General features: G+C 67.7%; 12 protein-coding genes. 9 read left to right on the top strand and 3 right to left on the bottom strand.

Translation table 11 applies throughout. The features are described 5' to 3' along the window. The first annotated feature begins 55 nt into the window (after positions 1-55). From PVK74_RS30050 to PVK74_RS30020, 7 genes are all read left to right on the top strand, one after another. Complete coding sequence (locus PVK74_RS30050) at positions 56-190, top strand: FxLD family lanthipeptide (protein ID WP_073827131.1); 135 nt, start codon at positions 56-58, stop codon at positions 188-190. A 109-nt stretch (positions 191-299) separates the two neighbouring features. Further along, positions 300-3,317, top strand: coding sequence for a lantibiotic dehydratase (locus PVK74_RS30045; RefSeq protein ID WP_274477749.1), 3,018 nt, complete (start codon positions 300-302; stop codon positions 3,315-3,317). Continuing rightward, positions 3,314-4,576, top strand: a complete 1,263-nt coding sequence (locus PVK74_RS30040) for a lanthionine synthetase C family protein (RefSeq protein ID WP_338020353.1) — start codon at positions 3,314-3,316, stop codon at positions 4,574-4,576. The genes PVK74_RS30045 and PVK74_RS30040 overlap by 4 nt, the downstream gene beginning before the upstream one ends. Before the next feature lie 14 nt (positions 4,577-4,590). Further along, positions 4,591-6,672 (top strand): methyltransferase, FxLD system, encoded by a 2,082-nt coding sequence (gene fxlM / locus PVK74_RS30035; protein WP_274477747.1) that lies wholly within the window; start codon positions 4,591-4,593, stop codon positions 6,670-6,672. 131 nt (positions 6,673-6,803) lie between these two features. Further along, positions 6,804-7,889, top strand: coding sequence for a hypothetical protein (locus PVK74_RS30030; RefSeq protein WP_274477746.1), 1,086 nt, complete (start codon positions 6,804-6,806; stop codon positions 7,887-7,889). A gap of 263 nt (positions 7,890-8,152) precedes the next feature. Beyond that, entirely contained in the window at positions 8,153-8,833 is a 681-nt protein-coding gene (locus tag PVK74_RS30025; protein WP_274477745.1) for a class I SAM-dependent methyltransferase, read from the top strand. Positions 8,834-8,850: 17 nt separating this feature from the next. Then, the gene (locus PVK74_RS30020; RefSeq protein WP_274477744.1) at positions 8,851-9,771 is read left to right on the top strand and encodes an Eco29kI family restriction endonuclease; all 921 of its coding nucleotides are present in this window, start codon (positions 8,851-8,853) and stop codon (positions 9,769-9,771) included. On the opposite strand, the gene PVK74_RS30015 is transcribed toward PVK74_RS30020, so the two are convergent. Beyond that, complete coding sequence (locus PVK74_RS30015) at positions 9,772-10,194, bottom strand: DUF4259 domain-containing protein (RefSeq protein WP_274477743.1); 423 nt, start codon at positions 10,192-10,194, stop codon at positions 9,772-9,774. Between the two features lie 150 nt (positions 10,195-10,344). Between PVK74_RS30015 and PVK74_RS30010 the strand changes: the two genes are divergently transcribed. Next, the gene (locus PVK74_RS30010; protein WP_274477742.1) at positions 10,345-11,649 is read left to right on the top strand and encodes a DNA cytosine methyltransferase; all 1,305 of its coding nucleotides are present in this window, start codon (positions 10,345-10,347) and stop codon (positions 11,647-11,649) included. A gap of 395 nt (positions 11,650-12,044) precedes the next feature. Then, a complete protein-coding gene (locus tag PVK74_RS30005) occupies positions 12,045-12,461 on the top strand; it encodes a very short patch repair endonuclease (RefSeq protein WP_274477741.1) in 417 nt (138 codons plus the stop codon). A gap of 127 nt (positions 12,462-12,588) precedes the next feature. Here the strand turns inward: PVK74_RS30005 and PVK74_RS30000 are convergent, their stop codons facing one another. Together PVK74_RS30000 and PVK74_RS29995 are read right to left on the bottom strand one after the other, a co-directional pair. Next, positions 12,589-13,608 carry an HNH endonuclease gene (locus tag PVK74_RS30000; protein WP_274477740.1) on the bottom strand — a complete coding sequence of 340 codons (1,020 nt, stop codon included), beginning with the start codon at positions 13,606-13,608 and terminating at the stop codon, positions 12,589-12,591. A gap of 30 nt (positions 13,609-13,638) precedes the next feature. Further along, positions 13,639-14,505 carry an Eco29kI family restriction endonuclease gene (locus PVK74_RS29995; protein WP_274477739.1) on the bottom strand — a complete coding sequence of 289 codons (867 nt, stop codon included), beginning with the start codon at positions 14,503-14,505 and terminating at the stop codon, positions 13,639-13,641. Positions 14,506-14,715: the final 210 nt, after the last annotated feature.

Here is a 14,715-nt window from a genome sequence, read left to right as displayed (position 1 = left end):
GGTGGCCGCAAGGTCTGCCTGCCCACCCATCGAAGTCTCGTTGGAGGGACCAGTCATGGAGAACCTGCTCGCCGTCAGCGGTGAACCGTTCCAGCTCGACGTGGAGATCGTCACGGAGGGCCCGGTCGCCGCCGCGCTGCTGGGGGACACGGACGACGGCTGCGACACCGTGAGGGGCGGCGACTGCTAGTCCGACGTACCGGCCGGTTCCGGCCGGTGGTCCCCCAGCCGCCGGCTGGAACCGGCGCCACACGAGGCAGGTCCGCGCAAGGAGACTCATCGACGGCTGGAGGGCGGTCATGTTCCGTGTGGTAGATGCCGCCAGTATTCGCATCGCGGCTCGCGTCTGGCCGAATCGTGAAGCGCCCTGGCCGCACCGGCATGATCCTGCCGGTGTCGAGTCATGGCTTCGAGCGACCTGGCGTCAGGTCGGGGTCTCGGAAGCGGTCTGGGTGGCAAGTCCCGCACTTGCCGACCGTGTCGAGGCGGCTCTCGCTGACGCGAGGCTCGACGCCGGCCAGGCGTGGCGGATGGCGTTGGCAGTGGCACGGTACCGGGCCCGCGCCCGGGGTCGAGCGACGCCGTTCGGGTTGTTCTCGGGGGTCGCGCCGCTACGCCTCGATGCGGTAGCCGCCGTGACGCCGTCGGAGCGGTCAGCGATCCGTGTGCGGCCGGACGCGGAGTGGCTGGCGTCGTTGATCGCGCTCCTGGAGGCCGATCCGACCGTGCGCAACGGGCTGTCCGTCCAGGCCAACAACCTGGCGCAGGTGTCGGGGCTTCGGATCGTCGTGCATTGCCGGCCCCACGCCTCCGTGCCCGCCGACGGGATCTCGTCGGTGAGGCGTACCGAGGCAGTGCGGCTGGCGATGTCTCTGAGCGCCGAGCCGGTGCGGTGGGCCGAGCTCGTCGACAAGATCGCTGCCGGCTATCTGGAGTTCCCGCGTGCCTCGGTCGAGGCTCTGGTCGCCGGCCTGGTCGAGCAGGGTGTGTTGATCTCGTCCCTGAGGCCGCCGTCTACCTGCACCGACCCGATCAAGCACCTCCTGGACCAGCTCGACGCAGCCCCCGACGTCGAATCCGTCAGGCAAACGGTCAAGAAACTTCGGACGCTACACGGTCACCTCGGTGTCACCACGGGCCAGGCGATAGACCTTGGTGGGCTGACCGCTCGGATGCGGGAGCTGGCGGTAGTTGCACAGCCGTTAGCGGTGGATCTTCGGCTCGCGGATCAAGTCGTTGTGCCGCATCAGGTCGCCGCGGAGGTCGTCGCGTCGGTGGAGGTGCTGCGGCGATTGACGCCGCATCCGACGGGGCGCCCCCAGTGGCGCGCCTACCACTCCCGGTTCGTCGATCGGTACGGCATGGCTGCGCTGGTGCCGCTTGCCGAGGTTGTCGATCCAGTGACCGGTCTCGGCTTCCCGGAGCACTTCGGCGATGCTGACCTGGCGGCTCCGCTGTCCGCTCGGGACGAGCGCCTGCTGGCGTTAGCACAGCAAGCGGCGCTCGACGATGTTCGAGAGCTGATTCTCGACGATGCGACCGTGGGGGCGCTCGCCGGCCCCGATCACGCAGGAGGCAGCGTCAGTCCGCATGTCGACGTGACGGCGGAGGTGCGCGCGGTGTCGTTGCGCGCACTGGCAGAAGGCCGGTTCGTTGTCGCGGTGACGGGTATGGGCCGGTCGGCTGTGGCGACGAGTGGCCGCTTCCTCGACGTGCTGCCATATGCCGAGCGGGAGCTGATGCGCGGGCAGTTCGCGCGCCTTCCGGTCGCGGTGGAAGGTGCCATGGCGGCTCAGGTGAGCTTCCCGCCGCGCAAGCTTCATGCCCAGAACGTGCTCAGCTCTCCGCAGGTCCTTCCATGGCTGGTCAGCATGGCCGAGCACCGCCCGACCGCCGAGGACATGATTGCCCTCGATGACCTCGGCGTTGCTGCCGACGCTGCCCGACTTGTCGTGGTGTCGATGTCGCGGCGCCGCGTGGTCGAGCCCACGGTGGCGCACGCCGGCGCCGTGCACACGATGCCTCTGCTCGCCCGGTTCCTCGTCGAGCTGCCGCGGGCCCTGGACGCGCGACTCAAGCCGTTCGACTGGGGTGCGGCGTCGTGTCTGCCGTTTCGGCCCGCCCTGCGATACGGACGGGTTCTGCTGTCCGCGGCGCGGTGGCGGATCGATCCGGCGCGGCTTCCCGCCGCCGACGCCAGCGACGGCCGATGGTCGGTGGCGTGGGACGGGCTGCGGGAGCGGCTGCGGCTGCCGAGGTGGGTGCAGGTCGGCCGCAGCGACCAGCGGCTGCGACTCGACCTCGATCAGGCCATGGACCGGTCGCTGTTGCGCGCGCACCTGGACGCCAACAGGGACGCGGGGATCACCATCGTGGAGGCCGCCGGGTCAGAGGACTTCGGATGGCTATCCGGCCGCGCGCACGAAATCGTCGTACCGGTCGCCTCCACCGCCGCTGCGGCTGCGGCGCCCGCCTCAGTCGCTGCAAGAGCCTCGTGGCCGCCGTGCGCGCCCGCTGACCCGGTGCTGCCGGGAGAGAGCGGGTTACTGTCCGGATCCCTCGCAGTCGACCCGTCGACGGTGGAGTTGGTGTTGCGGCGAGGGCTGCCGGCCCTGTTCGCCGACTGGCCCGAACCGCCGATGTGGTGGTTCATCCGGATGCGCCGTCCTTACTCACACCTGCGGCTTCGGCTGCACACCGACGACTACGGGCAGGCGGCGATCAGAGTCGGCCGGTGGGCGGTCGCGCTTCGGCGGCAGGGACTCGCGGGTGATCTGCGCCTGGACACCTATCGTCCCGAAACCGGCCGGTACGGCACCGGTCCTGCCATGTCGGCCGCCGAGGAGCTGTTCGGCGCGGACTCCCGTGCCGCCCTAGCCCAGCTGGCAGCGAAGGACTCTCAAATCGCACCGCAGGCGCTGACCGCCGCGAGCATGCTCGACCTGGCCGCCGCAATGCTTGGTAGCCGCGAAAGCGGATGCGAGTGGCTTGTCGCCCGGCCGGAGCACGCCGGACGAGCGCCAATCGATCGGGGCGTCCTGCGCCAGGCGGTCGCCCTCGATCCGACGCTCATGCCAGACGAGGTTCAGCGTGCGTGGCAGGAACGCGCTCAGGCCGCCGGCCGGTACGCCGATGCGTTGTCCGCCTTCAGCGGACCGCTGACCCCTGCGACGGTACTCACGTCGCTGACGCATCTGCACTTCGTTCGCGCGCACGGCCCGGACGAGGCCGCCGAGCAGGTCACCTATCGGCTCGCCCGCCACATCGCGCTGGCCACGGTCCGTCGCCGTGTCCCTACACCAGGAGCCGCCCGATGACGGTTACGCCGCTTGCCACGCCGCTCCTACGAGCGGCTGAGACGATGGCCTCCTGCATCAGCGACACCCTGATGGAGCCGCCGGCGCTACCCGACGGGGTCGACTACGGGCCGCGGAGCACCCGCTGGTACGGCCAATCGCTGTCCAAGGGGGCCGCCGGGGTAGCGATCCTGCACGGGGTGCGCGCGCAGACGGGGCACGGTGAATGGGAACCGGTCCGTGCCTGGCTGCGTCACGCGAGCGCGGAGACGCTGAACAACGGCACCGGAGCGGGCCTGTGGTTCGGTGCACCCGCCGTCACTCACGCGCTGACCACGGCCATGCCGCACGCCCGACCTGCTGCCCTCAACGCGCTGGATACCGCCGTCGCGGACCTTACCGAGCATCGGCTCACCGCTGCCGACGCTCGCCTCGCTGCCAGCGCCCGACCTCGGTTGGCGGAGTTCGACCTCGTCCGCGGGCTGACCGGCCTGGGCGCCCACCTGCTACGCCGATCCCCGGACGGTGACCTGCTGCGCCGGGTGCTGGCCTATTTGGTGCGGCTCACCGAGCCGGTCGACGCCGACGACGCCGTAGGCCTGCTCGCGCCGGGTTGGTGGAGCGCGGACCCACCCAGCAACGGCGAGAGCCGTGAGCGCGGCGGACACGCCAACGTCGGCATGGCGCACGGCATCACCGGTCCCCTGGCCCTGCTGTCGCTGGCCATGCGACGCGACATCCGGGTGCCGGGACAGTCCGAGGCAATCGACCGGATCTGCTCGTGGCTGGACACATGGCAGCAGACAGACGCGGCGGGCCCGCGGTGGCCCGAGAAGATCACCGTCGCGGAGTTACGCGCCGGGCGGCCCGCCATCACTGGACCAGCGCGCCCGTCCTGGTGTTACGGCACCCCGGGGATGGCCCGCGCCGTGCAGCTCGCCGGTATCGCCCTCAGTGACTCCGACCGGCAGCAGGCGGCGGAGGACGCGCTGGCCCGCTGTGTGGCCGACCCCGTCCAGCTCGGCCGGATCATCGACCCGTCGTTGTGTCACGGCTGGGCGGGCCTCGCCGCGACACTCTGGTACGCCGCCGCCGACGCCCGCGACACCCGCCTACCCGCCTCGGTGCCCTACCTGATGCGTCTGCTGGTCCAGCACGCCACCGACCCCACACCCGCGTCGTCCGGCCTGATCTCGGGGCCGGCTGGCATCGCCCTTGCCCTGCACACCTTCGCGACCGGAACCGACATCCACTGGTCCACGAGCCTGCTGATCACCTAGACAAGGAGCACCTCATGGACCTCGATCCCGAAGCCGATACTGAGGCCCCACCAGGCGTCGCGCCGGTCAGCCGGTGGCGCCAGGTCAATCTGAGCTTCGCGAGCTGGCGAGCCGCTGAGGAGTACGCCGCGACCCGGCTCGCCCCGGCGCTCGCCGTCGCCGAGGACGACGGTGTGACCGCCGCGTTCTGGTTCATCCGCAAGACCGAGACGTGGAGACTGCGGCTGCTGCCCGGAGGTCAGCTCAACCGGTTCTACTGGCTGCTCGCCGACATCACCGCCGACGACCGCATCCGAGATGTCGTCGAGCCGGTCTACCGGCCCGAGGCGTACGCCTTCGGCGGCGACCACGCGATGACGATCGCTCACACCCTGTTCCACGCCGACAGCCGCCACATCCTCGGACACCTCGCCGCCGGCGGCGATCACCGACGAGAGCTCGGCGTGCTGCTGGCCACCCGCCTCATGCGCGCCGCCGGCCTGGAATTCTCTGAACAAGGCGATGTCTGGCACAAGGTCGCTGCCCGCCGGCACCAACCGCAGGCACCCACGCCCAGCCCCGGGCTGATCGCCGCCATGCAGCGCCTCCTCACCGCCGCCGACGACGCGCCGCGCAGCCCATTGAGCGCAACCCCGCAGTGGTCGAGGGCTCACGAGCAGGCGGGCCGAGACCTCGGGTTCCTCGACCGGCACGGCACGCTGACCCGCGACCTACGCGGCGTGCTGACCTACCACATCCTGTTTCTGTTCAACCGGCTCGGCATTTCCGCGGCCGACGCGCGGCACTTGGCCACAGCCGCCGTGCACGTCACCTTCCATACGTCCACCATCCCGCCCGGCTACCACCTCGCCGGCTCGACCGACAGTAGGGTAAAAGCGGTGAAAAACTCCCCAGCCGATCCTGCGGACTTCAGCGCAGCCGAACTGCGCGAGCAGCTCGTCACCACCCTCAAACAGCGCGGTCACCTCCGCTCCGCCCGTGTCGAGCAGGCGTTCCGGACGGTGCCCCGCGAGCGGTTCCTTCCCGGCGTCGATCTGGAGACGGTCTACACCCGCCGCCAGATCGTCACCAAACGCGACCCCACAGGCGCCGCGCTGTCGTCGGCGTCAAGTCCCAGCCTCGTCGCGGACATGCTCGAACAGCTCGACCCGCAACCCGGGGACCACATTCTGGAGATCGGTGCGGCCACCGGCATCAACGCCGCCCTCCTCGCGGAACTGACCAACCCCGGTGGCATGGTCGTCACCATCGAACTCGATCAGGACCTCGCCGACGGCGCCCGCGCCGGCCTCGACCGCGCCGGCTACGACACCGTCGAGGTGATCTGCGGCGACGGAGCCCTCGGCCACCCCGAATCCGCGCCCTACCAGCGGATCATTGTCACCGCCGGCGCGTGGGACATCTCCGCGGCCTGGTGGGACCAACTCGCCGAGCGGGGTCGCCTGGTCGTGCCCCTGCGCGTGCACGAAAGCGGTCTGACCCGATGCTTCGCCTTCGACCGCGCCGACCCCACCACCCTGGTCAGCACCACGGCACCGCTGGTCTGCGGGTTCGTGCCCCTGCGCGGCGCGGCCGAGCACACCGACCAGCACGTCCGCCTCGACACCGATGCGGCCCTCAAACTCGACGCCAACGACCAACCCGACCGCGCGGCCCTCGCCCGCGCCCTTAGCCACCCTCGCTACGAACGCTGGACCGGTATCCAGGTCACCGACGACGACCCCATCGGCCACCTCGACCTGTGGCTCCTCGTCAACGCCAGCAAACCCTTCGGCCGCCTCCGCGCAGGCGATACCGCCCGCACCAGCGGACTGCTCACCCCCGCCTACCGGTGGGCCGGAGCCGCCATCTACGACGGCGGCACCATCGCCTACCTCGCCTTTCAACAGTCCAGCGACGGCCACCACGAACTCGGCGCCATCGCCAACGGCCCAGACGCCGACAAACTCGCCGCGGAACTGACCGACCTGCTCGACCAATGGGACAGTGCGGGCCGCCCGAATCAGCCCATTGTCACCGCCCACCGCACCGGAACCCGACCGGTCCAGACCGGCGACATCAGCCGACCCGACACCACTCTCACGATCTCGTTCTGACCGTGCGCCGCCGGGACGGTGGCCCCGCCCCGGAGGCCCGAAGGGAGCGCGGCAAGCGTGCGAAGCGTCACCGCAGGCATCCATACCCTGTCTCGCCCGTGGGGCGGCCACCGCAGCAGATGAGGACAATCATGCCCCTGTCCTTCACCCCTAGCATCGCCACCCGTTTCCCCCTCGTCGCCCGCAGACGCCCGCCAGCCAAACCGCTCGACGCACGGGTCACACGCCTCGCCGGGCTCGCCGAGACCGCCCACCGCGAACACGATCCGGAGAAGGCGTCGATGGTGTTCAACGGCGCTGCTCTCGTCGCCTCCGACTGTGCAGACGCAGAACTCGCCGAACTCTGGTGCCACCATCACGCGCGCCTCTACCTCAGCCGCGCCCCTCTCAACGGATACACCGCCCGCTTCGCCCTTGAACCAGTCGTCAATCTCGCCCGCCTGCGCATCCGCGTCGGCGACGGAGAAACGGCGCACCAGCTACTCACCGCGCTCTACCATGCGGTCGCCAACAGCGAACCAATCGTCATCGGAGAGTTGGAGATACATCCTCGGCAGCTCCCCGTAAAGGTCGAGGAACGCCAGGAGATCACCAGCTGGCTCCGCAACATCCTGCTGTCCGACGGAACCCGCGCGCTCACCGCCGGCGGGCGGTGGGCCGACGCGGTGAAACATGTCGAACGCTACGACGGGATCGGGACCACTCTGCACGACGGGCGACAGGTCGCCGTCGTAGCCCACCTCATCCACGGCAGCACCCGCACAGCTACCGCCATCCTCAACCGCACCACGATCGAGCACCCGTGGGAGGAACTGGTACGCGATCTCCTACACGCCTGGAGCGCAGCCACCGTCGGCGATCGAAGCCTAGCCGACCACAGAGAACTGATCGACCGAGCATCAACTATGGCCACAGGTCCGGGGCTCTCGCTATTTCGCACCCGGCTAGTCCTCACCGCCCTCGACCTTTCCCCCGACCTTTGCACAGCCGCTGCAACGGCGGTGATCGATCGCATGGTCGCAGAGGTTTTCCAGGAGCAGGACGCCAACGCCGCGCGTGAACTTCTCAAAGGTCCAGGCGTTGGTCCTGAATACCACGGCCCGCTGAGGCAGATGATCAGCGCGAGCGGCCTCGGCCTTGGACGACTTCCGGACTCGGCCCGCCGGACCTTGTCATCGGCGCTCGCCCTCGCCGGAACCGCGATTCACAGCACCTAAACCGCCCGTTGAATCCTACGTCCGCGCGGAAAACCCGATGAGTCGATTTCACGTCCGCACGACGGTGAGGCGCGGCGGCAGCCAGGCGCTCGCGGCCTTCCGAAAGGGCGACGGACGGGTCGGCCGGGGACCTCCCACGAGGCGACCGGGCCAGGCGCTTTTTGTCACATGCGCCCGATATCGTCGCCGCGAATCCGCATCCTCCGACGCCCGTTCGCGGAGGTCGACCATGGCTGGTTCTGCGCTCGACACCGTGCCTGCCGATGACGCCAGCGCTCTGCTCGTCGACCAACTCCTCGCCGACCAGTGGATCACCTCACCGGCGGGTCCGGGCGGCGTTTCACCGGGTGCCCCGACATCTGTTCGCCGCCGACGGCATCAGCCTCGACGTCGCCTACGCCAACGACGTAATCATCACCAGCCGCGGCCCGGACGGGCGCGCGACGAGTTCGATCTCCGAGCCGTGGCTTCAAGCCGCCATGTTGCACGCCGCTCACCTTCAGCTCGGCGCCCGGGTTCTGGAGGTCGGCTCCGGTGGCTACAACGCCGCGCTGATCGCCGACATTTTCGGACCAGGCGGCACCGTCGCCACCGTCGACATCGACGCCGCCGTCATCGACCGCGCCCGCACCACCTTGGACCCGTGCCGGCTACCGGCAGGTGACGAGCAGGATGGTCTACGCGGTCATGCGCCGGCGGTGACGCCAGACCTTCATGACTACCGCGAGACGCCGTTACGGGAGCGGTGCCTGGGCGATGGCCCACAGAATGACAATTATGTCTACAAAGCCCTGCGCAGCAGAGCTGCCTCGCGATTCGGTCGTCCATACCTCGTGAGCACCTACCATCAGGAGACATGCTGCTCGAAGGCAGAGCCGTGCCAAGCACTGTGGAGTCTGGTCGACGAGGCCTGGGATACCTGCGCAAGGAAGTCACCCGGGTAGCCCTGTAGCCTCAAGGCGTGCCTTCGCCGAGTCCTCGGGCGCGCGACCGCCGCCAAAGTCTCGTCGAGCGACTTGCGGCCATCGCCGACGAGTTGCAGGCGATCCATCCACCCCGTCACACAGCCACCCGCAACGCGCTGCGTGGGGCCCTCGCCGCTGAGGCGAAGCGGCTGGACCAGGCCGTTACTCGCCTCGACCCAATCTTGAGGCCACGAGGCCTGTTCGATCCCAGCGCTCCCAGCACCACGGGTCGTATCGTCGCGCTGACCATGATCGCCCAGCAGAGGCATCCACTGGCGGCCCTCAGGCCTTTCTATGGAGCCGGGGTGTACGCGCTGTACTACAACGGCCCCTTTGACGCGTATTCGCCGATTTCCCGCACGGAGCAGCCGATATACGTCGGCAAGGCGGACCCGCAAGACGCCGAGGCGAAGGACGCGGTAAGCCAAGGAACGCGTCTGCATCGCCGTTTGAACGATCACCGCAAGAGCATCCAGAAGGCCACGTCAACCTTGCGCCTGGAGGACTTCGAGTGCCGATTCCTCATCGTGCAGACGGGGTATCAGAGCGCGGCCGAGGAGCAGCTCATACAGTTTTTCCAGCCGATTTGGAATAACGATACGAAGATCTGCTCCGGAATGAGCAAGCATGGCGATAATGCAGAGACCCGCAGTAACAAGCGATCACCTTGGGACACGCTCCACCCAGGCAGGCAGTGGGCGGACGCACTCGCCGAGGATCAGAAGCCGGAGAGCCTGATCCGAAAGGAGATCGATGTCCACTTCCGACGGGTGCCGCCTCACAGGACCCTCGAGTCAATCGTGGGGGGCGTCATTGGTGACCTTGCACAGCTGGCACCCACTAGTTTCACCACCGCTGCCGGGAAAGACATACCTGTTGAGGCAGATTTTGACGAGAACATGCCCAACGATGTGTGACTACGGCGTTACCGCCGATACGAGGTGACTCCGAAGGCTTTCGACGACAGCGAGAGCCTCTTCTTCCTCGATGTCGTCAGCCCATCGCAGCCGCCAGGCTGAACCGTTCGCGAGCACTTCGCCGAGCGCTTGCACGGCCAGGTCTCGAATTGATGAATCGACTGCCATGGCCCCTTTGTCGGACAGGAAGCGTGGAGCGTACGCCGAGTTCGAGAACGGCACGCCGTTGAGCGATTGGAGCGCCGTGGCGGCCGCCGCCACCGCTCGAGCGGCTTCCCCCGCCGTGAGGGCCCGCCCGGCCACCGCGACCGCAAGGGTGTCGTGTACGAGTTCGACGCGTTGGTCGAGGGGGGCGGCCTCTAGGGCATCGCACCACTCAACCGCGTCGTCGTTGTCGAACGGACCGAACTGCCAAGTTGCCATCGCCCTCCTCACGATGGCGATACCCAACCACACCCCGAGTCGCGCGGATGCCGCGGCTCGGACGGACTCAGCCGACACCAAGACCCGGCGGCCGCGACGAACGCGCGATTCGCCTTTCCAAGATCGACAACTCCGCGGTATGCTCCCCTCATGTCTGAGCCGCCCGGAGAGCAGATCAGGGACCGCACCTCGGTGGAACTCTTCGCCGGCGGCGGCGGCTTGGCGATGGCTGTTCACCGAGCGGGCTTTCGTCCCCTCCTGGTCAACGAACTGGTCAAGTACGCGTGCGACACACTTGAGGCCAACGCCGCCGTTGACCGCGGCGAGACCGAGCGGGTGCCCCTCCCCGGCGAGAGGTGGCCGTTGGCCAGGGGCGACGTCAGCGGGGTCAAGTTCGACTACCTATGGGATCGGGTGGATCTCCTCGCCGGGGGACCCCCATGCCAGCCATTCAGCCTGGGCGGCGTCGCGAGGGGCGACGAGGACAAGCGGAACATGTTCCCGGAGATGTTTCGCGCCATCCGCAAGATCCAGCCCAAGGCCGTCATGTGCGAGAACGTACGCGGCCTGCTGCGCCCGTCCTTTCGACCGTACTTCGAGTACATCGAGCGCGAGTTGCAGCTCCCCTTCCAGGAGCGTGACCACGACTCGACCTGGCGCGACCATGACGAGGTGCTCAAGGAACGCCTGGCCGAGGACCCCCCGGACCCCAAGCGGCGGTACGACGTCGTCACCACCACGGTAAACGCCGCCGATTACGGCGTTCCGCAGATCCGCAACAGGATCATCATCGTGGCGTTTCGATCGGACCTGGGAGTCGACATCGAGCGCTTCAAGCGGTCGGTGCGTCCGCGATACTCGGAGGCGGCGCTGATTCGATCGATGCTCGACGGCACCTACTGGCGGAGGCATCCCCAGGTGCCCGAGCACGTACGCGAGCGCGTCATGTCCCGACTGCCAACCACCCCTCCCGAGGATGACGGCAGACTGCCGTGGCGAACCCTGCGAGATGCCATCCAAGGACTTGACGGACAGCCCCCCCTTCCACCCGTGCCTTGGGACTGGCTCGATCGGCGAGAGCACAATCTCGGTGGGTTCACCGACCACATCGGCTGGCCAGACGCGCGCATTTACGCCGGCCATACACCGAACGAGCTCGACCGACCCGCCAAGACGGTCAAGGCAGGAGTGCATGGCGTCCCTGGCGGCGAGTCGGTGATGCTGACCGACGACCTGTGGCATGAACCGGCCGGCGAGAAGCCGTATCCCTACCGGCATCGGTACATGACGGTACGGGAGACAGCGCGCGTCATGACCTTCCCGGACAATTGGCTGCTCGCTGGTCCTCGGGGCGAGAAGATGCGCCAGCTCGGCAACGCTGTACCCGTTGTCCTCGGCGAGTTCTTCGCCAAAGCCATCGCCGCAGCGCTCGACGAGGCCGAGAGCCAACGGTGACCATCACTTCCGCCAGATCAGAGAGTCACTGGGCGGATAAGCCCCCAGACTCAAGAGCCTGGAGGGGCCGGCGCGGCCGCAGCCGAAAGGCGGCATCCCTGGAGCAAGACCGTGCCGCCGGAGGACCCGATCGGCGATGGGTTGACCTCGGCGATGGACGTCGGGCCCGCGCCTCCGTGGACCTCAAACTACTGCCCCGAACTCGCCGGATTCGGGCCTATCTGCGATGGTCCGACAGGGGTCGCTCGCCTGCTCGATACCTGGGCGAGGTCGAACACGACACCCGGGCCGACAACCTGGCCGAGGGATGGCGGTTGGCCTGGGCCCGAGGCCTTCTCACCCCACCGGACACCGCCTCATCGTCTTGGGCGAAGAGCCCGGCCGTACGGACCGTCATGCGCGCGAACAAGGCTCGGGACACAGGCCCGGAGCGACGAGTACGCTCGCTTCTGCACAAGATGGGCTTGCGGTACCGGATCAACGCCAGACCAATGGCCGGCCTGCGCCGAACCGCTGATGTTGTCTTTTCCGCAGCTCGCGTCGCGGTGTTCATCGACGGCTGCTACTGGCACGGCTGCCCCGAGCATTACCGTCCCGCTCGCGCCAACGACCGCTTCTGGAGCGAAAAGATCGCCGGGAACCGCGCCCGCGACGCCGAGACCAATGGACTACTCACCGAAGCCGGCTGGACCGTGATCAGGATTTGGGAGCACGAGAATCCCACCGAGGCCGCCGATCGCGTCGCGACCGCGGTCCGGGAGGCGGCTTCCAACCGGCGGGCTCGTCCAGAACGATCCTCTTTGTCATCTTGATTTTTCTCACGAGGCGAGTAGTTGATCGCTGTACGTGGCGGCGAACCACGGCGGCTTGACGCCTCGAATGGACGACCCATGCCGCAAGCCGATACGGATGCGGAGAACCCCGAGGACCGGACGGCGCCTACCGAAGTGGAGAATCGGATGGCGTCGATGGTGTATCTCCATAGATATGCAGGTGGTGCCACGTTAGGTACCTCGCCCGCGGAGGCGGCGCGGCCGCAGGTAGGAGGAGACGGTCAGCCAACGGCGGTCGACCGAAAGCGGCGCGGGTCGCCGTGTCCATGCGTACAGCGTGCGCGAGTGAGGGCTTGAGATGGATACGCAGGCCGCCGTTGACAGTCATGAGTCCAGTGTCGAAGGCGACGTCATGCGTAGGGCAGGCGGTAAGGCCGTTGCGCGCGTCTAGGCGCTCGGCCGGGGTGCTCGTCCGCCATGGCTTGATGTGACTGGCAACCAGCATGCGGGGAGCCTTATCGCCTGCCACCTTCACCGACAGGCCGCAGAAGACGCAGCGGTGACCGTGGTTACGCAGCACCTCCCTGGCGAATCGGTGCTGACCGATGCGGGCAGCGGCGACCAGGAGGCGTTCTGTGGTCTGTTCGTCGAGATCGGCGCGCGACTCGAGCCAGGCAGTCGACGTCGCCTGTACGGCCTCCTCGACTTCCGCTGCTTCGAGTTCGTCCTGACCGATAAGCCGAAGGTCAGTGTCGTCGTCGGTGATGCCAAGAAAGTCTGGGAGGTTCTCTGAGTCGATACCGACGTCGCGCGCTGCGGCGAGTATGACCCGGTAGACGGCGCCCAGGCGCCCCGGAACCGCGAGGAGATGAGCCGCTACCTCGATCTCGTACTTGGCGCCGTTGCGTCTACTGCCGTCAAGGTTCGCCATCTTCGCCAGGACGCTGCTGTTGGGGCGTTGAAACAGACGCCCGAGTGCGGGGACAGGCGCCTCGGCCCTATGCGCGGTCGAGCCGCCGTACTTGCGGTGGTTGACCAGCAGGCTCGCGGCAAGGCACGTCAACGTCTCGACAGGAAGGAAGGCCACCTGCCGGCCGGCTGTGACCGGTGTGCGCGTAAGAATGGCCTGCCACTGCTCTCGCGCGGCGGCGAGACTTATCTCGACGTAATCGACGAAGGTGGGCATTCGCGATCGATGCCTCTCACTAAGTCAAAGTTACGCGTCGAGCTCGAAGAGCGAAGTGGCGTCGCCACCACTCACGTCCGCTGCCTCCACGTCCACCGCACCTGCTGCGAACTGGCGGGGACCCGGGGTGTACTGCACGTCACCGTCCGACTCCCGTCGCCACCAGCCAAGGGCGCTGTCATACCGTCGACGCTCTTGATACAAGATGAGGTAGCCAGGCAAGGCCGTCAGCTGCCATCCAGCGGGTAGAGCGGCGACCAACTGATGGGCGAGGTCTCTCGCGGCCAAGGGTTGGGCGGGCACAACCATCAAGGTGTCACGGTAAGTCTTCTTGGCCGCCGCGCCGCTGTCGAACCGCAATAAATAGGGCAACTGGCCCTTCGCGGCCTCCAAGACGGCCGCCACCGACTGCATCCCCGGCTCCTGACGGCACTGGTAGTCAAGATCAATGGGATAGGTGGCGTCGAAGTGCGCCGCCTTGACCACGCTCGTGTCGCGATTGCGGCCCGGGTCCTTATTTCCGAAACCGTTGGTGTTCCACGGGATGCTGTCATGCTCCCGATACTTCTTGATGAGCAGCTTTTCCGGCGCTGCCGCGTCGAGGTCCTCATCGACGTATACGCACACGAATCGAACGGATGCGGAGTCGAGCCCAGTGCGACCGGACAGCTTGCGGAGATGTTGGGTGAGCCGGTCCTGCAGCGATTTGGCGGCCTTCCCGACGTAGACGCGCCGTTCGTTGAAGAACAGCGCGTACACGCCGGGACGACCTAGGACCGCGGAGAGGTTGGCCGCTGTCAGGGGGGTGGGCTTGAGGGGCCGCAGGGTGGTTTCCAGTTGGTCGGCGAGTGCGCGGGTGATGCTGAGGCGAAAATCAGCCGCCCATTTGTCTGTCAACGCCGCCTCCGAGCTCGCCGATCTGGGTTCCGCAGTCTGACACGTCAGACCTGGGGCGCCAACCGCATGGCACAACTTTTCCGTGTCGTCAGGACCGACAGCTAGGAGCAAGGACATGGCGAGGCCTGATCGGGGCGCGGCGATCGGGGTGGGCACCGCGCGACTCTGGTCGGCGCCATGTTCATGTTCCGCAGGGTCGAGTGACATCGT

The organism is Micromonospora chalcea, assembly GCF_028768405.1.
GTDB lineage: Bacteria > Actinomycetota > Actinomycetes > Mycobacteriales > Micromonosporaceae > Micromonospora > Micromonospora chalcea.
Note: the sequence above shows the minus strand (reverse complement) of the source record. Positions and strands in the feature narration are given on the sequence as shown.

Coding starts and splice junctions, on each gene's coding strand:
- PVK74_RS30030 (WP_274477746.1), top strand. CDS start 6,804: ATGCCCCTGTCCTTCACCCCTAGCATCGCCACCCGTTTCCCCCTCGTC.
- PVK74_RS30000 (WP_274477740.1), bottom strand. CDS start 13,608: ATGCCCACCTTCGTCGATTACGTCGAGATAAGTCTCGCCGCCGCGCGA.
- PVK74_RS30010 (WP_274477742.1), top strand. CDS start 10,345: ATGTCTGAGCCGCCCGGAGAGCAGATCAGGGACCGCACCTCGGTGGAA.
- PVK74_RS30015 (WP_274477743.1), bottom strand. CDS start 10,194: ATGGCAACTTGGCAGTTCGGTCCGTTCGACAACGACGACGCGGTTGAG.
- PVK74_RS30050 (WP_073827131.1), top strand. CDS start 56: ATGGAGAACCTGCTCGCCGTCAGCGGTGAACCGTTCCAGCTCGACGTG.
- PVK74_RS30005 (WP_274477741.1), top strand. CDS start 12,045: ATGCGCGCGAACAAGGCTCGGGACACAGGCCCGGAGCGACGAGTACGC.
- PVK74_RS30045 (WP_274477749.1), top strand. CDS start 300: ATGTTCCGTGTGGTAGATGCCGCCAGTATTCGCATCGCGGCTCGCGTC.
- PVK74_RS30040 (WP_338020353.1), top strand. CDS start 3,314: ATGACGGTTACGCCGCTTGCCACGCCGCTCCTACGAGCGGCTGAGACG.
- fxlM (WP_274477747.1), top strand. CDS start 4,591: ATGGACCTCGATCCCGAAGCCGATACTGAGGCCCCACCAGGCGTCGCG.
- PVK74_RS30025 (WP_274477745.1), top strand. CDS start 8,153: ATGACGCCAGCGCTCTGCTCGTCGACCAACTCCTCGCCGACCAGTGGA.